Source organism: Formosa bonchosmolovskayae (assembly GCF_051016085.1).
GTDB lineage: Bacteria > Bacteroidota > Bacteroidia > Flavobacteriales > Flavobacteriaceae > Formosa.
In genome coordinates, this window is record NZ_CP174605.1 from 1 (window position 1) to 22,791 (window position 22,791).

General features: G+C 32.7%; 19 protein-coding genes. 8 read left to right on the top strand and 11 right to left on the bottom strand.

What is annotated here, in order from left to right; genetic code table 11:
- From dnaA to ACKC83_RS00015, 3 genes are read left to right on the top strand one after another with little or no spacing between them, the layout of a single operon-like run.
- The gene (gene dnaA / locus ACKC83_RS00005) at nucleotides 1-1,428 is read left to right on the top strand and encodes a chromosomal replication initiator protein DnaA (protein ID WP_414037422.1); all 1,428 of its coding nucleotides are present in this window, start codon (nucleotides 1-3) and stop codon (nucleotides 1,426-1,428) included.
- A 12-nt stretch (nucleotides 1,429-1,440) separates the two neighbouring features.
- Nucleotides 1,441-1,893, top strand: coding sequence for a low molecular weight protein-tyrosine-phosphatase (locus ACKC83_RS00010; RefSeq protein WP_434036571.1), 453 nt, complete (start codon nucleotides 1,441-1,443; stop codon nucleotides 1,891-1,893).
- 45 nt (nucleotides 1,894-1,938) lie between these two features.
- The gene (locus ACKC83_RS00015; RefSeq protein ID WP_434036572.1) at nucleotides 1,939-2,655 is read left to right on the top strand and encodes an SAM-dependent methyltransferase; all 717 of its coding nucleotides are present in this window, start codon (nucleotides 1,939-1,941) and stop codon (nucleotides 2,653-2,655) included.
- A gap of 2 nt (nucleotides 2,656-2,657) precedes the next feature.
- On the opposite strand, the gene ACKC83_RS00020 is transcribed toward ACKC83_RS00015, so the two are convergent.
- The 4 genes from ACKC83_RS00020 to dapF form a co-directional block, all read right to left on the bottom strand.
- A complete protein-coding gene (locus ACKC83_RS00020; RefSeq protein WP_414037425.1) occupies nucleotides 2,658-3,326 on the bottom strand; it encodes a peptidoglycan-binding protein LysM in 669 nt (222 codons plus the stop codon).
- A gap of 224 nt (nucleotides 3,327-3,550) precedes the next feature.
- Nucleotides 3,551-4,594 carry an endolytic transglycosylase MltG gene (gene mltG, locus ACKC83_RS00025; RefSeq protein WP_434036573.1) on the bottom strand — a complete coding sequence of 348 codons (1,044 nt, stop codon included), beginning with the start codon at nucleotides 4,592-4,594 and terminating at the stop codon, nucleotides 3,551-3,553.
- Nucleotides 4,594-5,118, bottom strand: coding sequence for a GNAT family N-acetyltransferase (locus ACKC83_RS00030; RefSeq protein WP_434036574.1), 525 nt, complete (start codon nucleotides 5,116-5,118; stop codon nucleotides 4,594-4,596). Before ACKC83_RS00030 ends, mltG begins: the two co-directional genes overlap by 1 nt.
- Entirely contained in the window at nucleotides 5,112-5,891 is a 780-nt protein-coding gene (gene dapF / locus ACKC83_RS00035) for a diaminopimelate epimerase (RefSeq protein ID WP_434036575.1), read from the bottom strand. Before dapF ends, ACKC83_RS00030 begins: the two co-directional genes overlap by 7 nt.
- Nucleotides 5,892-6,040: 149 nt before the next feature.
- Between dapF and ACKC83_RS00040 the strand changes: the two genes are divergently transcribed.
- The 4 genes from ACKC83_RS00040 (at nucleotide 6,041) to rplS (ending at nucleotide 9,771) form a co-directional block, all read left to right on the top strand.
- Nucleotides 6,041-7,447: a trypsin-like peptidase domain-containing protein gene (locus ACKC83_RS00040; RefSeq protein ID WP_434036576.1), complete on the top strand. Its 1,407-nt coding sequence runs from the start codon at nucleotides 6,041-6,043 to the stop codon at nucleotides 7,445-7,447.
- Between the two features lie 402 nt (nucleotides 7,448-7,849).
- Nucleotides 7,850-8,470: a tRNA (guanine-N1)-methyltransferase gene (locus ACKC83_RS00045; RefSeq protein WP_434036577.1), complete on the top strand. Its 621-nt coding sequence runs from the start codon at nucleotides 7,850-7,852 to the stop codon at nucleotides 8,468-8,470.
- A 144-nt stretch (nucleotides 8,471-8,614) separates the two neighbouring features.
- Entirely contained in the window at nucleotides 8,615-9,292 is a 678-nt protein-coding gene (gene trmD, locus ACKC83_RS00050; protein ID WP_434036578.1) for a tRNA (guanosine(37)-N1)-methyltransferase TrmD, read from the top strand.
- Nucleotides 9,293-9,417: 125 nt separating this feature from the next.
- On the top strand, nucleotides 9,418-9,771 hold the full coding sequence (gene rplS / locus ACKC83_RS00055) for a 50S ribosomal protein L19 (protein WP_414037432.1): 354 nt from the start codon (nucleotides 9,418-9,420) through the stop codon (nucleotides 9,769-9,771).
- 1,604 nt (nucleotides 9,772-11,375) lie between these two features.
- Here rplS and ACKC83_RS00060 read toward each other — a convergent pair.
- From ACKC83_RS00060 to ACKC83_RS00090, 7 genes are all read right to left on the bottom strand, one after another.
- Nucleotides 11,376-12,005, bottom strand: a complete 630-nt coding sequence (locus tag ACKC83_RS00060; RefSeq protein WP_414037433.1) for an outer membrane beta-barrel protein — start codon at nucleotides 12,003-12,005, stop codon at nucleotides 11,376-11,378.
- A gap of 352 nt (nucleotides 12,006-12,357) precedes the next feature.
- On the bottom strand, nucleotides 12,358-12,588 hold the full coding sequence (locus ACKC83_RS00065) for a DUF6095 family protein (protein ID WP_414037434.1): 231 nt from the start codon (nucleotides 12,586-12,588) through the stop codon (nucleotides 12,358-12,360).
- A complete protein-coding gene (gene murQ, locus ACKC83_RS00070; protein ID WP_434036579.1) occupies nucleotides 12,578-13,396 on the bottom strand; it encodes an N-acetylmuramic acid 6-phosphate etherase in 819 nt (272 codons plus the stop codon). Before murQ ends, ACKC83_RS00065 begins: the two co-directional genes overlap by 11 nt.
- A gap of 97 nt (nucleotides 13,397-13,493) precedes the next feature.
- Nucleotides 13,494-15,722, bottom strand: a complete 2,229-nt coding sequence (locus tag ACKC83_RS00075) for an NADP-dependent isocitrate dehydrogenase (protein ID WP_434036580.1) — start codon at nucleotides 15,720-15,722, stop codon at nucleotides 13,494-13,496.
- Between the two features lie 264 nt (nucleotides 15,723-15,986).
- Nucleotides 15,987-17,303, bottom strand: a complete 1,317-nt coding sequence (locus ACKC83_RS00080; RefSeq protein ID WP_434036581.1) for a TolC family protein — start codon at nucleotides 17,301-17,303, stop codon at nucleotides 15,987-15,989.
- Nucleotides 17,293-20,490 (bottom strand): efflux RND transporter permease subunit, encoded by a 3,198-nt coding sequence (locus ACKC83_RS00085; RefSeq protein ID WP_434036582.1) that lies wholly within the window; start codon nucleotides 20,488-20,490, stop codon nucleotides 17,293-17,295. Before ACKC83_RS00085 ends, ACKC83_RS00080 begins: the two co-directional genes overlap by 11 nt.
- A gap of 3 nt (nucleotides 20,491-20,493) precedes the next feature.
- Entirely contained in the window at nucleotides 20,494-21,627 is a 1,134-nt protein-coding gene (locus tag ACKC83_RS00090) for an efflux RND transporter periplasmic adaptor subunit (RefSeq protein ID WP_434036583.1), read from the bottom strand.
- Between the two features lie 803 nt (nucleotides 21,628-22,430).
- Here ACKC83_RS00090 and ACKC83_RS00095 point away from each other — a divergent pair.
- Nucleotides 22,431-22,772, top strand: coding sequence for an ISAon1 family transposase N-terminal region protein (locus ACKC83_RS00095; protein ID WP_434035682.1), 342 nt, complete (start codon nucleotides 22,431-22,433; stop codon nucleotides 22,770-22,772).
- Nucleotides 22,773-22,791: the final 19 nt, after the last annotated feature.

Genomic DNA, 22,791 nt, shown 5'->3' on the forward strand with positions numbered 1-22,791 from the left:
ATGAGTGTAACTGCGCAATCGGTATGGAATAACTGTCTTGAATTTATAAAAGATAATATCCAACCGCAAGCTTATAAAACATGGTTTGAGCCAATCGCCGCAGTTAAATTAACGGACAACGCTTTAAGCATACAAGTCCCGAGTAAATTTTTCTACGAGTGGTTAGAAGAGCACTATGTTAAAATTTTAAAAGTAGCCTTAACTAAAGAATTAGGAGAAAAAGCCAAACTGGTTTACATTATTAAAATGGAAAACACGTATGGCAATAAACAACCTTTTACAGAACGTATTCCTAGTTCTAGCCGATCTGCAGTTAAAGCCCAAGATGTAGATATTCCGCTTAACAATAAAAACCCAGAATTACGTAATCCGTTTATTATTCCAGGAATTAGAAATGTTAAGATCGAATCGCAATTAAATCCAAATTATAGTTTCGAAAACTTTTTAGAAGGAGATTCTAACCGATTAGCCCGAAGTGCAGGATTAGCTGTAGCGGCAAAACCAGGAGGAACATCTTTTAATCCGTTATTAATTTTTGGAGGTGTTGGTCTTGGTAAAACACACTTAGCTCATGCTATTGGTGTAGAAATTAAAGATAAATATCCTGAAAAAACGGTGTTATATATTTCCGCTGAAAAATTCACGCAACAATATATAGACTCTGTAAAGAAGAATAACAGAAACGACTTTATTCATTTCTATCAAATTATTGACGTTTTAATTATTGACGACGTTCAATTCTTATCTGGTAAAACAGGAACGCAAGATGTGTTTTTCCACATTTTTAATCACTTACACCAAAATGGTAAGCAAGTAATTTTAACGAGTGATAAAGCGCCTGTAGACATGCAAGATATCGAGCAACGTTTACTATCGCGTTTTAAATGGGGACTTTCTGCAGAATTGCAAAGCCCAGATTTTGAAACACGTGTTTCTATATTAAACAACAAATTATATCGTGACGGTGTAGATATGCCTGAAGAAATTGTTGAGTATGTAGCCAAACATATTAAATCTAACGTTAGAGAATTAGAAGGTGCCATTATTTCGTTAATAGCTCAGTCGTCTTTCAATAAAAAAGAAATCACTATAGATCTTGCAAAGCAAATTGTTGAAAAATTTGTGAAGCACACGAAACGTGAAGTGTCTATCGATTATATACAAAAAGTAGTGTCGGATTATTTCCAAATGAATGTAGACACACTGCAATCTAAAACAAGAAAACGTCATATTGTTCAAGCGAGACAATTGGCTATGTTTTTTGCTAAGAAATACACTAAAGCCTCTTTAGCTAGTATAGGTTCTCAAATAGGAAAACGTGATCATGCTACTGTACTTCATGCTTGTAAAACGGTCGATAATTTATCGACTACAGATAAGCAATTTAAAAAGTACGTTGAAGATATTACTAAAAAGCTTTCGGTTTAAAACACAATTACAATGACTAAAATACTCATGGTTTGCCTTGGAAATATCTGTCGATCTCCTTTGGCAGAAGGTATTTTACGCTCTAAATTACCTTACGACGATTTTGTAGTGGATTCTGCAGGAACAGCGAGTTATCATATCGGGTCTCATCCCGATAATCGCTCTATTACTGTAGGAAACAAATATGGTATTAACATTTCAAAATTAATGGGAAGACAATTTTCTGTTAGAGATTTTGACGATTTTGATATCATTTACGCTATGGATTCATCCAATTATAGCGACATTTTAAGCTTAGCACGTACCGATGCGGATAAAGCCAAAGTAAAAATGATTTTAAACGAAGTTTATCCTAATCAGAATTACGATGTTCCAGATCCTTATCACGGTGGTGCTCATGGTTTCGAAAACGTCTACAAAATGCTAGATGAAGCATGCGATGTAATTGTCGAAAAATTAAAATAACATCATTCAGTTTCGGATTATAAAACTGAATACATTTTTATACTTATGAAAACTTCTTTAGGAAAACTCTATCTTATTCCAACCACTTTAGGCGATAACGAACCTTTAGAAGTATTACCCATTTCTGTAAAAACCATCATTGAAAACACAACTATTTTTATTGTTGAAAATGAAAAAACTGCAAGACGTTTTATAAAACGAATTTGTCCAGAAACGGTGCAATCTGATTTGGAATTTTTTCATTTAAACAAATTTACATCTGAAAGCGACTTACCAAGCTTTTTAGAACCGTGTTTAAACGGAACAAATGTTGGGTTACTTTCTGAGGCCGGTTGTCCAAGCGTAGCCGATCCTGGCTCTGATGTCGTAAATATTGCACATCTGCAAGGTATTCAAGTTGTGCCTTTAGTTGGGCCTTCCTCTATCCTACTCGCACTAATGAGTTCAGGAATGAATGGTCAAGGATTCTCTTTTAATGGCTATTTACCTATAGACAAAAGCGAGCGCAAACACGAATTAAGACGTTTAGAACGTTTGTCTTTCGATTACAATCAGTCGCAAATATTTATAGAAACACCATATAGAAACAATAAAATGCTTGAGGATATTTGTAGTGCTTTAGGCAAAAACACTATGGTGTGTGTGGCTTGTGATATTACATTACCAACCGAATTTATTAAAACGAAGCCTGCTTCAGCATGGCTTAAAAACACTGAAGACCTCCATAAGAGGCCTTCAATATTTATTATTCATAAAAGTTAAACTTATACTTTTTTAACTTTTGCTTTCTGATTTGGTTTTACAAAAGACGTATCGTAACCTGAAAACTTCTTCATGTAATGCGCTACCGATGTTCCGTAAGCGTCATTAAAACCTACTGCACCGTAACTTCTTAAATACTTTTTAACGTTACCTGGTCCAGCTAAATGAGCCGCTGCAAGAATACCTGATTCGGTAATCACAACGCCATTAATTGTTTTACCAACATAATTTTTAATGTCTCGTCGTAAAATCCATTTGTTGCGCTCTGTATTCGCTAAAAATGCTTTTTCCTGCAATTCTGGATTCTTTAAAAACTTAACCGGATTATAAATTCCTATAATTTTTAAAGTTTCTTTTCCAAATTGGTATTTTCCTAAATACCCCAGTGTATTCACTGTAAAATAATTTCCTCTAGATTCTTTAAAACCTAAAGCTTCTTTAAAACCAACATACGTTTTCCCCAAATCTGGTGAAAATGTGTGTTTAATATTTGTGTTTAATGCTTCCGCATGATTACGATCAATACTATCATTAACCGCGTGATAATTTAAGGCTAAGCCTTCCGATAAATTACTGTTCTCGGCTACACTGATTTTTTCAGTTGAAAATGAATAAAAAGCCAAAGAACATATTGCAAGAATTACGATAACATAACTTCCAATACTTTTCATAATACGTTTAATTTCTTCAGATAGATAAAAACTAGTTACCTGAAAATTTCAGTCGGCAAATATACAACATTTTTTATTAATCTGAAAATTAATCAATTAACAGTTTTTCAACACATATATTTATCTAAAAACGTTTAGGTTAACGGCATTATTGGACTACAAAATCGAATTATTAAGAAAGAAAAATACTACAAATTATATTTTAAAAACATCAGTTTTAACAATTATTTGGTAATTCCTTGACGATTTAGATAGTTCTGATAGGCTCTTGCATTCGCGTTATGCTGACTTAAATTCTTGGCAAAATTATGATATCCTAAGCGCTTCGCATCTGCGGCGAAATAATAGTAATCATGATCTTCTGCATTTAGCACGGCATTAACAGCCGTAAGATCTGGCATAGCAATTAATCCTGGTGGCAAACCTGCATTTAAGTAGGTATTATAAGGAGAGACTATAGTTTTATGTTTGTTTAAAACACGTTTTATAACGGTGTCTTGGTATTCTTGTAATTGATACGCTGCAAATTTTAAGGTTGGATCTGCTTGTAGTGGCATACCTATCTTTAATCTATTTAAATATACACCTGCAATCCTAGGTTGTTCGTCGGCGGCCTTAGATTCTTCATGAACAATTGAAGCCAGCGTAATTACTTCGCTAGGAGATAAACCAATGGCTTTGGCTTTGGCTAATCTTGAGCTCGTCCAAAATCTCTTGTATTCGGTGAGCATGCGATCTCTAAACTCTACTCCAGAGGTATTCCAAAAAAACTCATAACTGTTTGGCAAATACATTCCCAACATCGTGGCTTTATTAAATCCGTTTTCTTTTATAAAGGTAGTATCTTGCATCGCCCCTAAAAGAGACAAACTATCGGCTTCGATTTGTGTAGCAATACGACCTGCTAATTTTTCAATCGTTTCTTGATTATTAAATGCAACTTGAACCGGAAGACTATTAATACGAATGGAGTTTATAATATCGTTATTTGTCATTCCTTTAGTAATACTGAACTTCCCACTTTTAATATGTGTAGTATATTTTTTCTGTTCTGCTAAGGCATCAAAGGTTTCAATATCTTTTAAAAGAGGTTTTAACTGTTCGCGCACATCCTGATATGAAGCACGAGTAGGAATAAAAATATATGCCGTTTCGTTGTTAAAAGCTGTATTGGGCTTAAACATGGCAGCATATACATAGTGTGCGAAAAAGGCAGAAATTACTAGGCCGATAAGCACAATGGCAATAAGAATTTTTTTAATATACATTAGCTATTTATTAATTGTAATAGGAATTCGTTTTTATAAACACCATGAACAAGGTTCCAATCTTTTTTTAATCCGATGATTTGAAACTCTAGATTTTTAAATAATTTTAAACTGGCTTCGTTATCTTCTGAAATATTGCAATACACTTGGTGTAGTTGTAACTGATTAAAACAGTAGTTAACTAAAAGCGATAGTGCTTCGCTACCATATCCTTTAGCCCGTTTAGCTTCGTCGGTAATAAGAATCCCAATGCCGGCTTTTCGATTTCTAAAATCAAAATCGAAAATATCTATCAATCCAATCAAATTATTATCGTAATCAGAAATCACCAAACGCAATTGTTTTACCTCGTAAATATCTAAATGAGACTCGTCTAAATACTGTTTTATTAAATATCTAGAATACGGTGTTTGCGTATTGCTTAGTTCCCAGATAGCTTCATTATTTTCGACTTCGTGAATAAAATCTAAATCTTCAGGCTCTAAAGCGCGTAAAAATATATGCTCTCCTTTTAAGGTTACCATTCAATTTCCCCTTTAAAGACTTGCTTTGCTGGGCCAATTAACCACACATCTTTATAGCCATCTTCTGTTTTTGTAAACGATACTTTTAATTGTCCGCCTTGTACTTTTAAATGCACCGTACTATCTGGAGTTTCTCCCAAGTAATTCATGGCAATAGCTACAGCTGTTACACCTGTACCACAAGATAAGGTTTCATCTTCCACTCCTCTTTCGTAGGTTCTAACTTCGAATTGGTTGCTAGATAGTTTCTTTACAAAATTTACATTGGTTCCTTCTTTATAATAAGGTGCCCCGTTTCTAATTGCACTTCCTAGTGTTTTAATATCGAAGGTTTCTATCTGATCTTCAAATTGTACATGGTGTGGAGATCCCGTATTTAAAAATACATAAGATTTATGGTCCTCAATTTTGGCAACATCCTGCATTTGCAATTGCACCAATTCCCCATCGAAAATTACGTGATGCATCCCATCAATGGCTTCAAAAGATCCTTTTTTATCGATTATGTTTAAATCCTTCGCGAATTGAGATAAGCATCGTCCGCCATTTCCGCACATGGTACTTTCGTTTCCATCGGCGTTGTAATACACCATTGCGAAATCCGCTTCCGGATGATTCTCTAATAAGATTAAACCATCGGCACCAATTCCAAATCGTCTATCGCATAAGCGATTAATAAGTGCTATATCTGTTTTGTCGAATGTATTCTGACGATTATCGATCATCACAAAGTCATTCCCTGTTCCTTGATATTTATAAAATGTATGTGTCATAATTATCGGCAAATATAGGAATAATTAGCAATTCTTTCGAGTGTTAAAATCTCTTAAACACTAAGTTAAATAGCGTTAAACTCTTCTGTACAAAGCAATAAAGAGGTAATTTTAATAATTATTTTTTATTAACCTAAATTACATTAAACATGAAAAAAATATTGACTTTAGTCTTCGTTTCTGCTTTAGGTGGTATGTTAACTCTAGGAACCTATAAAATGTTCTTAGAAGACAAAGACGCATTAGTTATCACGAAAACGGAAACTGCTCCAACCAATTTTATACCAACCGCTAATATTTCTAATCTAAATGCTGTAAGTAATGCGCCAGATTTTACCACGGCCGCAGAAAACACAGTACATAGTGTTGTCCATGTAAAAAACACATCTATTGTAACTGGGCAAATGACGTATAAAGATTTATTTTACGGTAGATCTTCTGCTAGACCACAAGTAGGAACAGGCTCTGGTGTTATTATATCACCGGACGGTTACATTATTACCAACAATCACGTTATTAATAATTCTCAAGAATTAACAGTTACGTTAAATGATAATAGGGAATATGAAGCCAAAATTATTGGTAGCGACGATAATACCGATATTGCATTATTAAAGATTGAAACCGACGAAGATTTACCATATACAACCTTTGGAGATAGCGATCAAGCCAAATTAGGAGAATGGGTGCTTGCTGTTGGAAACCCGTTTAATTTAACATCTACTGTTACGGCAGGTATTATAAGTGCAAAATCTAGAGATTTAACCGGACAAAGTAATCAGTCCTTCATTCAAACTGATGCGGCTGTAAATCCAGGAAATTCGGGAGGTGCGCTAGTGAATACAAATGGTGATTTAATAGGAATTAATACGGCTATATCGTCTCAGACCGGTTCCTATATAGGATACTCTTTCGCGGTACCAAGTAACATTGCTAGAAAAGTGATTGAAGATATCATGGAGTACGGGAACGTGCAAAACGGTATTTTAGGTGTTACAGGAGGTGCGTTAAATAATACTTTTGCCGAAAAATTAAATATTGAAGATACTGAAGGATTTTATGTAGATAATGTAGAGGAAGGTTCTGGTGCAGAAGTTGCCGGTTTACAGCGTGGCGATATTATAAAGAAAATAGACCATGTGAAGATTAGAAAATTTGCAGATTTAAGAGGTCATTTAAACACAAAACGTCCAGACGATGTGGTTGATATTACAGTATTAAGAAATGGCGACTTAAAAATCATTCCTGTTACTTTAATTAAAAACCAAACCTTTACCATGCCATTAGTTGGTATTATTAAAAACACCGAGAAAAAAGACTTGAAAAAGTTTGATCTAGATAACGGAGTAAAAATTGTAAGGTTAAATAATGAATATGCGCAATATTGGAAGCAAAATGGGATTATGGAAGGAACTATTATTACAGCCATAAATGCTCAGAAAGTACATACTATAGACGATGTTCAGAACATCTTAAAAGCTAAATCTCCTAACGAACCTTTACAAATTGAAATGATTAACTCTAGGGGAGAAAAAGAACGTTACAATTTTAGATAAATTATAAAAACTTTATATATCAGTTTTAATAAACCCCTTCTTTAATTAAGAAGGGGTTTATTTTATAAAGTCTGCACTTCTATATTTAGAATTTTATACATTGCAATAACTTAAATATTTAAAAAGACGAGTTGATACAGTTCATTCTTAAAAAAATTGTAATTATTATAGATTTAAATCAATAGAAGTATATTTATAGTGCTCAAGCAGTTACCTTATTTTAACACAATTTAAAGCATAAAATACTATAAGTTCTTTTTAAGTTTAATCATCCAAAAATCAATTTAGAACGTATATATAAAACCTCACTTTAGTGAGGTTTTTTGTTAATTAAAACAGTTAACTTAGACTTTATTTTTTAATTTCGCCACAATCTTAAAAAACTCAAATACGAATTCCATAATGAATGTAATAAAAACATTAACTACCACTCTATTTGCTTGCCTTCTTACCCTAACGGTCGTTGCACAAACAACTCCAGAATCTGAAGAAGAGAGCAAATTATCTTTAAACGAAGGAACGCTAGATAATCAATTTGAATATGTCATTCAAAAATCCAATAATTATCAAAATTATAAAGTCGTAAAAAGGGAATGGTTACAGACATTAAAATCTCACACTCTAGATTCGTTAAAAGCAATTAGAATAGATTTAGTTGAAACCCAAACTAATGTAGACGAACAAGCAAGAGAGATTGAAACCTTAAAAACAGATCTAAGTAAGACTCAAAACACTTTAGATCTTACAAATAAAGAAAAAGATAGCATGCAATTTTTAGGCATGCAACTTAGCAAAACCACTTACAATACTTTTATATGGTCTATAATAGGCGCTCTGTTAGTCTTTCTACTATTCTTTATTTATAAATTTAAAAATAGTAACTCTACCACTAAAGAAGCAAAACGCATGCTTGCCGAAATAGAAGAAGAGTTTGACGAACACCGTAAGACCGCTTTAGAACGCGAGCAAAAAGTACGTAGACAATTACAAGACGAGTTAAATAAGCATAAATCTAATTCTTAATTAAAGTAAGAATCTTATATTTATAACAACATCAAGTCCATACTATCGGTATGGACTTTTTTAATTCCATCTTTTGAGAGATAAATAACTTCGGATTTTAATTCGATTCTTCGCATCTTTGCAAAAGTTATTTAAAATAAAGCCATGCGCATAGATATCATAACCGTTTTACCTGAATTACTGAAAAGCCCATTTGAAGCTTCAATTTTAAAACGTGCCATAGATGCAAACTTAGTCGAAGTTCACTTTCATAATTTAAGAACCTATACAACGGATAATTATAAGACCATAGACGACTATCAGTTTGGTGGAGGCGCAGGTATGGTCATGCTTATAGAGCCTATAGATAAATGTATCTCTCAATTAAAGTCCGAACGTGATTACGATGAAGTAATCTACATGACTCCAGATGGTGAGACCTTAAAACAAGGTATGGCAAATACATTATCCCTAAAAGAGAACATCATTATTCTTTGTGGCCATTACAAGGGTGTAGACCAGCGTGTGCGCGATTTATTTATAACTAAAGAAATTTCGATAGGTGATTATGTTTTATCTGGAGGAGAATTAGGAGCTGCGGTTTTATGTGATTCCATTATAAGACTAATTCCTGGAGTTTTAGGAAATGAAACATCGGCACTTACAGATTCTTTTCAAGACGATTTGTTAGCGCCTCCTATTTATACACGCCCAAGAGAATACAAAGGATTAAAAGTTCCTGAAATATTGTTTAGCGGAAATTTTCCAGAAATAGAAAAATGGCGTGAAAATCAAGCCTTTGAGCATACAAAAAAGCGCCGACCAGACTTATTAAAAGATTAAATAATATTTTCAACTATAGGTTGTAGATAACAAATAAATCACTATTTTTGCACCCAATTTCGAACCAACCTCTGGCGAAAATCGTGAATGTTGCTTTGGATTAACTATTATAAAAAAATAAAGATATGGAATCTTTAATAAAATTTGTTCAAGACGAATTTGTTACAAAAAAAGAATTTCCAGCATTTGGAGCTGGAGACACTATTACAGTGTACTACGAAATTAGAGAAGGTGAAAAAGTACGTACTCAGTTTTTTAGAGGTGTAGTTATTCAAAAAAGAGGTTCAGGTGCTTCTGAAACATTTACTATCAGAAAAATGTCTGGTACTGTAGGTGTAGAACGTATCTTCCCTGTGAATATGCCAGCTTTACAAAAAATAGAGATCAACAAAAAAGGTAAAGTGCGTAGAGCTCGTATTTTCTACTTTAGAGGTCTTACTGGTAAAAAAGCAAGAATTAAAGAAAGAAGAAACAAATAGTTTTCCACTTATCATACTAAAAAGTCCCAGCATTATGTGTTGGGACTTTTTTTATGAACAAAAGTTAATAAGTGCAGTTTATAAGTTGTTGATATCTAAAATGTTAAAATGCTTCTAAAAACTAAAAACATTTCTTATCTTTATAAAACAATTAATACTCTAGGTTACATTAAAGTATTAAACGTTCTTTTAATAATTGTTTTTTTAGATTTTGTAGAGCATGAATTTGCTTGAAAAATCATGATGTCTTAAAAAGTGATATTGCATAGCAAGGTTAACTATTAAGATTGAAAGTTTTCAAAGATTGTCCATATAACGAAAGTTAAGATTAAATTGAAAACAATGTTTATACTGTATTTGTATTTATAGAGATGAAAGTAAAAACATAAAGAAAAACAATTAAACAGAAACATTTGGTAGCTAGTAAATACATTTTGAACGTTACAACATAAATGTTTCATTTTTGAAATAGTTCAGTTTAATGAAAACAAGTAAGATTTATATCCGAACGTAATTAGTCAAAAGACTAGTAAATTTAAAATGCTATTTCAGAGAAAGCCATATCAAAATAGTTTAACTATACTGATATGGCTTTTGTTTTGTCCTAATTTTAGCTCTTATTGAGATTATATAAGATCACGTACTAAAACCTTACTTCCCCTTTCTCGAAACAGTAGATCTTCAATAATTTAAATATGGAATCTATGTGTAAGTTATAAAGTCAATTTAACGGTATTGTTGCTTGTTGCAATTATATATACTGTGACTGAATTATGTGTTTCTCCCCTTAAAATGACTTCTAAAAGCTTTTTTAGAAGCATATGTCTATCAATTAATAAAGTAATTAATAGCGTACTTATAATGAAGTAATAAGAGTAATTGGTTCCATAGTACATGTATTATATCCTCGACCATAATAAGCTATAAACTATCTTCCCTCGTTTTAAAAAAACATAGCCTCTTTACTATTTTATATACATTATATTAGAAAGATAAATAGATAAACGGTATTCGAGCGACGTCGGGAACCGCTCGTTATATTTGTCAACTATGACTTCTTTTATTTTGATTGATAGTGAAATCCGTGATTGCAAAATGTTTTACATGCAACTCTACTACCAACGGATTAAGAACATCTATTTAGAAACTAAATGCTTTTCTTCTCATAAAAGATCAAATATTTTTCAATACCACACTCCACCTTTTAAATGGAGTCTTTCTTAATAAATATTTATTTTTAGGTCTAGTTATTTAAAATTTCTTAACGGGTACTTCTCAACCCAGAGAAGATTAATAAAAAACGGTTGAAGTCCACCTACTCTACCCCTTGTCTAGATACATAGCATTCTGACTAAATACTTGAGTTTCATAAAAAAAAATACATTAGGGAATATAGACAATACAATCATTTACTGTTTGTAAATGATTTATAGGACGCTATTATTTTTACAACATATGCCAAAACTACTTTTGCAATTTTCATTGTTATGTATCTCATTCTAAACTTCATCATTATGGAAATAAAGCTACTTATAGAAGTTAGTATAACGCAAAAAAGGCAGTCTGTACAGACTGCCTTTTTAAAATATAATAGTGTGAACTATTTAGAATTTGTATAATAAACCAAATTGAGGTTGTGCAAAAATGTTGTTGAATAAGTTGATGTTTAATGTAAAACTGTTAGAAGAATCTCCATCTTCTGGGTTTGCATTGTTGTAAGTTAAAATATCAGCTAATACAAATGTTGCAGCAAAGTTTTTTGTAAAGAAATAGTTTAAACCTAGTGTTATGTTAGCTTTGATATCATTGTTAGTGTTATCAATTCCATTAGCTTGAACACGAGAGTGACCATATCCTAAACCTACATCTCCATAAGCTTTGAAACGTTTTTGATCTAATTCTAAGAAATAGTATCTAGCAAAAGCTCCAATTCCAAAGAAATCAGTTTCGCTTCCACCATCAGTGTCACTTCCTCCGAAATCTAAATCCCCTCCTACTGCAATTTTATCAGAAATGAAGTATCCAAATTTTGGGTTAATCCCATAACTTGTATTGTCTCCATCAGTAGTGATTGAAATACCACCTTCAACGAACATATCACCTTCTTCAAAAGAAACACCTCTAGCTGTTCTCATTTCAGAAGTGATTTGTGATTTAGTAATTTCTTGATCTTGTGCCTGTGCAAATCCAAAAGCAAATAAAGCGACTAATGTTAAAGTAATTCTTGTCTTCATAATTATTATCTTTTTAATTAATTTACGTTCAGGAAGTTAAATCGCATTTTTCATAGTTTTTTAATGCTTAATATTCCCGAAAAATCAAATCGACGGCAAAAGTATAAAAAAATTGATGACGTGCAAGCTTTAATATTTTATTTTGATAATTAAATGTTAAAACACCAGATGTAGTCAATAGAAAAAAATTCTATACCTGATAGTTTTATAATTAGAAGTAAACAGATGCAACAAATAGAGTAAAATCAATCTTTATTGTGAGATAGAATAGCGACACGCAATGGATTAATAGATGAGAATTGAATAAAAAAATCCGAAATAGAATTAAAAAACAAATAACGAACTGCTTAAATTAGTTATTAAACATACTATCCATAATGGTTTTTAATCCTTTAAAGGCGAAAAAAACGGCAAGACCACAAACCACAATACCTAAAATTAAAAGAGGAATATAGAGTGGTTTTTCTGTATTTGTAAATGCAATATGAATTAAGGATGGCCCTAGAAACATCAACCCGAGAGAGATGGCCATTTTTTTTAATCCATCGACTAAAATCTTTTTATTTGTTCTTTTAGTTTCCATTATTGGCATGCGTTAAAACGTTTCTAACACTTTTATACTCTTGAAGAAGAATTTCGGCATCGTTATAGGAAATATTTAATTCTGACATAATCATTTTAATACCACGATCAACCAACTTATCGTTACTCAATTGCATATCAACCATTTTATTGCCTTTAATTTTTCCTAATTGAATCATGGTTGCGGTAGAAATCATATTCAGAACTAATTTCTGAGCTGTTCCAGCTTTCATTCGTGAGCTCCCCGTAACAAATTCGGGACCTACAATAATCTCTATAGGGAATTGAGCTGTTTGCGATAGCGGACTATTATGATTACACGTTATACAACCTGTAACTATACCCTTAGAATTACACACTTCTAGTGCAGCAATAACATACGGTGTTGTTCCTGAAGCAGCTATACCAATAACAACATCTTTAGTCGAGACATTGTACTTTAATAAATCGTTCCAACCTTGTGTGGTAGAATCTTCTGCAAATTCCACTGCATCACGAATCGCCTTATCTCCACCAGCGATAATCCCTACCACAAGACTAGAAGGCACTCCAAACGTAGGCGGGCATTCTGAGGCGTCTAAAACTCCTAGTCTACCACTAGTTCCAGCTCCCATATAAAATATACGTCCGCCTTCTTTCAATTTGGCAACGGTTTGTTCTATTAAGGCTTCGATGTTAGGAAGCGCTTTTTCCACGGCCAGTGGTACTGTTTTATCTTCATTATTAATATTAACTAATAAATCTGAAACAGACATACTTTCTAGATTATTGTACTTAGAATCGGCTTCGGTAGTTTTTATAAAATCCATGTTGTAAAGATACAAATTTGTAAAAGTTACCATATACCTTATAACAAAAAAAGACTCCATTAATGGAGTCTTTTTGAATAAAAATATGCTTATTTTCTTAAGATATAGTTTCTAAAATAGCATTTAAAGTTGCACTTGGACGCATCACTTGAGACGTTAATTCTACACTTGGTAAGTAGTATCCTTTAATATCTACTGGGTTACCTTGAATAGCATTTAATTCCTCTACAATTTTAGCCTCATTTTCTGCTAAAGCTTTAGCTACATCTGTAAAAGTCGCTTTAAGATCTGCGTCTTTAGTTTGATTAACAAGAGCTTCTGCCCAATATAAAGCTAGGTAAAAATGACTTCCACGGTTATCTAATTCCTTAACCTTACGAGAAGGAGATTTTCCGTTGTCTAATAATTTTCCTGTAGCTTCGTCTAAAGCATCTGCTAAAATTAATGCTTTATCATTTTTAGTCTTTTCATACATATGTTCTAATGAAACCGCCAATGCCAAGAATTCTCCTAATGAATCCCAACGTAAATGGTTTTCTTCCAATAATTGTTGTACGTGTTTTGGAGCAGATCCACCAGCACCAGTTTCAAATAATCCACCACCATTCATTAATGGTACGATAGATAACATTTTAGCGCTTGTTCCTAATTCTAAAATTGGGAATAAATCTGTTAAATAATCACGTAATACATTTCCTGTAACAGAAATAGCATCTTCTCCTTTTTTAATACGCGCTAATGTAAAATAAGTCGCTTCTTCTGGAGATAATATTTGAATATCTAATCCAGAAGTATCGTGATCTGGTAAATATTTTTCTACTTTTTTAATTAATTCGGCATCGTGCGCTCTGTTTTTGTCTAACCAAAATACAGTAGGAATATTTGTTGCTCTAGCTCTACTTACTGCTAATTTAATCCAGTCTTGGATAGGCGCATCTTTTGCCTGACACATTCTCCAAATATCACCAGCTTCAACAGTATGCTCAATTAATACTTTATCATCTGCATCTATTACACGAACTGTACCTGCTGATGCGATTTCGAAAGTTTTATCATGAGAACCATATTCTTCTGCTTTTTGTGCCATAAGACCAACGTTAGGAACAGTTCCCATTGTTGTAGGATCGAAAGCACCATGTTCTTTACAGAAATTAATAGTTGCTTCGTAAATACTAGCGTAACTACTATCTGGAATAATAGCTTTAGTATCTTCTTGTTTTCCTTCAGCATTCCACATTTGTCCAGAAGTACGAATCATTGCTGGCATAGAAGCATCGATAATAACATCACTAGGTACATGTAAATTAGTAATTCCTTTTTCAGAATTTACCATAGCTAAAGAAGGACCATTTTTAAACGCTTCGTTTATATCTGCAAGAATCTCGTTACGTTTATCTTCTGGTAAAACTTCAATCGTACTTAATAAATTTCCAAAACCATTATTAACATCGACACCAATACTTTCTAAAGTTTCTTCATGTTTTGCGAAAACATTCTTAAAGAATACACGTACAGCATGACCAAAGATGATAGGGTCTGATACCTTCATCATAGTCGCTTTCATATGTAAAGACAATAACACATTTTTGTCTTTGGCATCCTTGATCTGAGCTTCTAAAAAGGCAATTAATGCTTTTTTACTCATTACAGTACCATCGATAATTTCTCCTTTTAAAAGGTCTAATTTATCTTTTAATACTGTTGTATTTCCATTTTCATCTTCAAACTGAATGCTTACAGATGTAGCATCACCTAAAGTTACAGATTTCTCATTATTTGCGAAATCGCCTTCAGACATAGTCGCAACATGGGTTTTAGAGTCTGCACTCCAAGCTCCCATAGAATGTGGGAATTTTTTAGCGTAATTTTTTACGGCTTTAGGAGCTCTACGGTCAGAATTTCCTTCACGTAAAACAGGATTTACAGCACTACCTTTAATCTTGTCGTACCTTGACCTGATTTCCTTTTCGGCATCAGTTTTAGGTTCGTCTGGATAATTAGGTAATTTATAACCGTCTTCTTGTAATTCTTTAATAGCCGCTTTAAGCTGAGGAAGAGAAGCACTAATATTAGGTAATTTTATAATATTTGCTTCTGGATTTTTAGCTAATTCTCCAAGCTCGGTTAAAGCATCTGGTACTTGTTGCTCTTTAGTTACAAAGTCTGAAAAGTTAGCAATAATTCGTCCTGCTAAAGAAATGTCTCTAGTTTCCACATTAATTCCCGAAGGATTTAAGAACGCTTGTACAATAGGTAAAAAAGAATAAGTTGCCAAAGCCGGAGCTTCGTCGGTTTTTGTGTAAATAATTTTTGAGCTAATTGCCATTATTTTAGATTGTTTTATGTAGTTTTTTATGGTCGAAAAATATAGCGTTATTTTTACGAATTGCAAAGATACAAAAAACGTAAAATTTATTTATGCTGTATTCAAACAAGTATCACATCTTTTATAAGAAAAATGCATTTATTACTCTAAAAACACAACTGTTTTTAAAATTTTAATAAGAATTTATTGTAAAAACAGTAATTAACCCTCCAAAAAATCAGCGTTTTATAACGTTTGCGGCCACAAATCATGGTAAATTTATCACTACAAGGCTATATTAAGTAATTCACCACTAATTTGTAGTACATCTAATTCGGCGAGTTTAGCATCAAATTTAGCTTGATTTCTACTTAATTCTGCATTTCTTAAATTCAGTTGTGCTTGTCTAAATTCGATAGACGTTGTTTGTCCTAATTTAAATTTTTCCTCCGTACGCTCAAAGTTATTTTGAGCTGTTCTAATATTGTCTTCCTGAACATAATAGATAGATAACTTGTTCTGGTAGTTATCCCAAGCATTATTAAAATTACGTTCAATATCCAAGATTAATTGCTCTTTCTGTAATTCCTGATTTTCTAAAATTAATTTAGAGTTTCTAACTTGAGTAATCGTTGTACCTCCATCGAATAAATTCCATGACAAATTTAGACCGCCAGATAGTCCTGTATTTGTAGATTCCGAAACAAACGACGCTGCATTATTATTATTTTTATTCCAACCGTAAGAGCCACTTAAACCCAAACTTGGTAGATATTGAGATTTTCTAGATTTTATACCTAATTCACTTAACTGGATATTTTTATTAGCTTGTAACAAGCTCACATTGTTCGCTTTAGTTTTCTCTAATAAATCCGTTTTATTTAGTTGTAGTAGAAAATCAAAATCGGTTTTAACCTCAAAATCCGACTCCATCTTATTCCCTAAAATAACGTTTAAATCACGCTTTGTATTTATTAAATTCTGTTTTGTATTAATCAAATTAATACTGTCATTATTAATATCTACTTCAGCATTTAAAACATCTAATTTAGTATTTTGGCCATATTCAAATTGATATTCTGAACGTAACAATCGGTCTCTAGATATGTTTATGGTTTGTTCTAAAGAAGTTTTATTTTCCGAAATATTTGCGATGCTATAATACACAGCGAATAATTCAAGGACCACATTTTCTATAGTCTCTCGTGCTTCTAACTGTGACAAATTATAAGTCTCCTTAAGCGTCTGGTAATTATACTGTCTTCCTAAACCATCAAAAAGCAAATAGTTTAACGTTACAGAAGCATCGTATCTCGAACTTTCTGCTCCGTTTAATGTTGTGGTTTCGCCATTAGAGAATTGCGCTTCTGTATTATCTAAATTAAAATTAGCACCAGCAGCACCCGACAATGTTGGTAAGTATCCTGAGTTTAGGATCGCTGCATTATTTTCGGCTACTTTAACATCGTTGTTAATAATCTTTATTCCATAATTATGCTCTAAGGTTAACGTAAAGGCCTCTTCTGGAGTCAGGATACGTTGTGCTGTAGCTTTTACTGAAACTAAGATTAAAGTAAGTAAAATATATGTTTTAAAATTCATGCTCTTCTTTTTGTTCTTTAATGGCACGTTCAACTTCTTCTTTTGTTACCGTTTTACCCGTAGACAACCACTTAACATTTGTTTTTATACTATTACTAAAGGAAAGAAAAAGTGGTAGTACAAGTAGTGTTAAAATGGTAGCGTACGCAATTCCGAATGAGATAGAGATAGCCATGGGTTTTAAGAATTGTGCTTGTCTACTTTTTTCTAATAATAAAGGTGCTAAACCAGCAATAGTGGTTAATGATGTTAGAAAAATAGCTCTAAACCTTGATTTCCCTGCATCGGATAATGCCAAATCGAAAGACATACCTTCCTTAAGATTACTATTAAACTTACCTATTAACACCAATCCATCGTTAACCATAATTCCTAGTAAAGCAATAATTCCTAACAAGGATAAAACGTTTACTGGGAATCCTAATAACCAGTGGCCCCAAGCTACAGCTGTTAAACTAAATGGCACCAATAATAACAATAATAATGGCTGACTATAACTTCTAAATGTAAATGCAATGGTTATATAGATTAGTAGTAATATAACCGTTCCTGCACTGCTTAAAGATGATGTCAGTTTCTGAGCCTCGCGGTTCTGACCTTCGAAAGAAGCGGAAATTGTAGGGTATTTAGATTGTAATTCTGGAATCGTTGTTTTTTTAATATCATCTAAAATATCTGTAGCACTAGTACTCGGATCTTTTAAATCTGCAGAGACTCTAATTTCACGTTTCCCCTCTAAATGATTAATAGCCACATCTCCTCGAACTATACTATAGCTTGCAATATCTTTTAAGCTTACACGACTTCCCGAAGGTGTAAAAATACGCATGTCTTCTAAGTTGTTTATCGATTCTCTATTTTGTCTATCGTATCTTACCCAGACTTTAATTTCATCTTGTCCTCTTTGGAATCGCTGTGCTTGAGCTCCAAAAAAACCAGAACGGACTTGACTCATTACTGAAGACAAATCTAAACCTAGTAAATAGGCCGATTCTTTTAACTCTAGACGAATTTCTTTTATTCCTGCCGGATCGTTATCTTCTATATCTTTAAGAAGTGCATTTTCACTTAGAATGCGTTTTAATTCTAATTTAGCTGCTTTTAGTTCTTCAATATTGTTTCCTAATAAGGCAACAGAAACAGGACTACCTCCAAAATTACCTCCAGAACCAAAAATTAAACGTTCTGTCCCGATTACTGGACCAACTAATTCCCGAAGTCTATTAGCCACTAATGATGCATTGATCACATCTGGACGATCTTCCCCTGGTAACATATTTATAACTAATTCGGCACTAGAACTACTTTTTATAGATAGAATTGTATTTTCGAAAAGTTCTTTATCTGTATCTTTTAAATATTTCTCGGTAAACTCTTGATTAACGATAAGCGCTTTTTCTTCAATCATTGAAATGATAGAATCTGTAACTCTTACATTGGTACCATTTGGCATATCGAGTTCTATAGAAACACGATCACTTGCTATTGAAGGAAAAATTGTTACTCCAATAACGCCACCGCCAACAGCCCCAACTGTTAAGACTAGAAGACCAACAAAAATTCCTAACGACAATATTTTAAACTTAAGTATAAAGTCGAAAGTTGGTGCATACACCCTGTCTCTTAAAAAGATCATTACGCGGTCTCCTAATGCATTAATATTTCGCATTTTAGAGAAAAACTGATTAAATTTACTTGGATTTTCTTTCGGAACCTCTTTGCGTAATGCTTTAGAGTGTGCTAAATGCGCTGGTAAAATAATTAATGCCTCTATAAGAGATACGACCAGTGTTAAAATTACAATAACCGAAACTTCACTAAAAAACTCACCAATTCTACTATCTAAAAATTGAAATAAAGAGAATGCTAAGAGTGTAGTTATAATTGCTGATACCACAGGAGGAATAACCTCCATAGTTCCATCGATTGCCGCTTGAACAGGTGTTTTTCCTTTTTCATAATGCTGATAAATATTTTCGGCAATAACAATTCCGTCATCTACCAATATCCCGATTACGATAATCATCCCAAACAAGGAGAAAACATTTATAGTAACATCAAACTGACTTGCAAAAATAAACATCCCTAAAAAAGAAATCGGTAGTCCGAAAGCGACCCAAAATGCGAGGCGTGTATTTAAGAACAGGGAAAGAAATAATAATACTAATAACATACCAACAATGGCATTTTCTGTTAAAAGTTGTGTACGTTGCTTTAAGGTTACAGAAAGATCTCTTACAATATCTAACTGCACATTATCGTGTTTAAGATTATAATCTGCTATATATGCTTTCACATTATCTGCAGACGACATCAGGTCCTCGTTATTGGTACTCGTTACCGAAATATTAACGGCTAATTCCTGATTGAAAAAGGTGGCGTTAGGTGTTTCAGAAAAACGATCCCGTATTATAGAGACATCTTTTAGTCTAATTATTCTACCATCCTGTGTAGCTCTTACAATTACATTAGAGAGCTCGTCTCCATAATACGATCTATTATTAGCTCGGATTAAATATTCTTCAGTATTGGTTTTAATATTACCTCCTGTTATTAAAATATTTGAAGAGGACACCGCATTGGCAACTTCATTAAAAGTTAAATTAAAAGCCTGTAAACTCACTTCGTTAACTGCAATTTCAATTTCTTCTTCCGGATATCCTGTTACTGTAACTTGAGAAATACCATCAATAGCACGTAAATCATTTTCGACTTGACGCCCAATTTGCTTCAATGTAGCTAACGGGACATTTTTACCATTTAAAGCAAAGGAAATGGTTTCGCGTATCGCTTCTTGTTTAGAAACCACTAAAGGTTCCATACCCGTAGGAAAAGAAGGCACGCGATCTACTGCGTTTTTCACCTCGAGTAACATAAAGTCTATATTCTCGTCTTTTTCAATCTCTACAGTAATTGTCCCACTATTTTCTAAGGAAGTCGATGTTACTCGATCTATACCTTTTAATCCTTTAAGGTTATCTTCAATCTGCAAGACAATACCCTCTTCAATTTCTTGAGGAGAAGCTCCAGGATAAGTAATATTTACATTAATTATTTTGGAATCTGTTAAAGGAAAGAAAGATGACTTTAAAGACAATATTCCTAATGTACCAAAAGCTATAAATGCAATTATAAAAATGTTTACAGCAATATGGTACTTAATAAAATAAGCTATAATTTTTCTCATAACTTATATATTATCTGCTTTAGTTGTTTTTTCTGAAAATGATTTGACTAACATACCCGCATATGCTCCAGGAACTGGTTTTGCTAAAATAACAGTCCCATTAGGAATATCTTTTAACACAACCGTGGTTTCAGAATAGAACACAGGATTTACATCTAACACATCTAGCGTATCCCCTTTAACCACAAATAATTTATCGCCATCTAGCATTAAACTTCTATCAATTTCAATAGCATTCGCTTCTTCTTTGGCATTTAATTTAGCCTCTAAATACATTCCCTCTTTTAGGTCTTCGTTTTTAACTTCAATAAATGCAGTAATGGTTTGTGTAGCCGTATTAACACTTCCATTTACCCTAGCTACAGTACCCATATAGGTTTCGGTATGTTCTAAATTGTTAAGAGTCACTTCCTCACCAACCTTTAATAAAGTCGCATAAGACTTACTTAAAGCCACCTCCATTTCATAAATAGTTGGATCGATAAATTCACCTAATTTCTGACCACTACGAACTAATGAACCTTCTGTTGCTAAGGCCTCAATTAAGATACCATTAAAAGGTGCGGTAATTCTATATTTCGTTAAGCGCTGTTCTAAATTTTTCACAGTGTAATAACTAGAAACAATTCCTCGACCAGTAATAAAATAGTTTTCCTTTTCTGAAGGCATTTCTGGTAACTTAGGCGTCACTTTATCCATGTTAAAATTCACTAAATAATCTTGCCATTTTTGATAAATCTTTGGGTAATCGAAACGTAAATCAGGCATTATGGCCGCAATATCGTTATACAAATTACTTTTAGCAGATTGCACACTCGCGTAATGCTCTGAAGCGTCAATATCGATTAAAATTTGGCCTTTATTATACACTTGGCCAGGCTTAAATAAAATCGTTCTTGGTTTAAATATGCCTTGAACCTCCGAATACAATTCTAACCTTCGTTTAGCTCGTAGACTTCCATGTGCAGGAATTAATATAGGAATGGTTTTATTATTTACGGTATCTGTAAAAACAGTTTTTATTATCTTTTCTGTAACCGGTTTAGGTTTGGTTTTAGAATCAATCATTCGCTTCGCTAAAAAGATAGAGAATACAACTAGAAGTATTCCAATAATAGAAAGTAAAATTTTTCGCATGTAGTTAAGTTTATTTCTGGTCTTAAGACCGTAAAACTATCGTTAAGTTAATTTTAAAAGTCTTAAAAAAATCATAAAAAATAAATTAACTATTGGTAAGTGAATTACTAAGAATAAAAAATTAAAAAAAGAAGTAATATTTAACAGAAACTGGAGCCAACACTTTAGGAATGATATAAGTTGTTTAAAATTGGATGCAGAAAGCCCCTAAATAGTTATATACACTTTTAATTAGGCAATTTTAAGACTACCTAGAATGTCTTTATTATAGCTTTACTTGGAGTTGAAAATGAAGTTGAACGCTAATAAACTAAAAAAAGTGACGACTTTTCCTAGATAAATAACAACGAAAAAATGAATTTGAAATTTTATAATAATAAGAATACGTGAAAAATAAGAAATAAGAATTAAAAAAAGAAAGTACGGTTTAGTGATATGGGTTAGAATATGCAAACCTTGCCATGCTAAACATAATGCAAGATTTTTTTATAGCATTAGGAAAACCCCTTCCGATACTTCAATACTTTATTACACTCTTAATATTCATATTTTTCGATCCAATTACGTCAGAGAACTATTTTGGTTAGAAATAAAATGGAAGGGGATCCATGACTAATTCATGTCGAAAGTATAGCTAAACTCAGAGATTTATATCCATAATTTTAGCGTATATATATATAATACTACTATTTTATAATTGATTATATAGTAAAATCCTACATAAACCCGATAAAAGTAGGTTTTTTCGGCTCAACCGTAAAAGTTGGGGAGAATGTTATCTTTGAATAAAAAATGTTTAGATTTTGAATATAGAATTAGCCCGTTATTTATTACCAGAAGGCCTATTAGAATATTTTGATATTGTTTCTGATAAGAGCACATCACAAGAAACGCATTTCTACCTAGAAGAGAAAAATATACTTCCTCAAGAATATCAGTCAGAAATAGCGCAATCAAAAGGTTTTTTGTCAGAGATCACTATTGAAGATTTTCCACTTCGAGGAAAACCGGTACTTCTGCACATAAAAAGAAGACGTTGGACACTCGTTGATACTGGCAAAATCATAAAAAGAGATTGGAATTTGGTTGCTAAGGGCACTCGGATTACTAACGAGTTTGCCTCTTTTTTAAAAGAACTCTCTTGATAATCACCCTGTAAGCGCT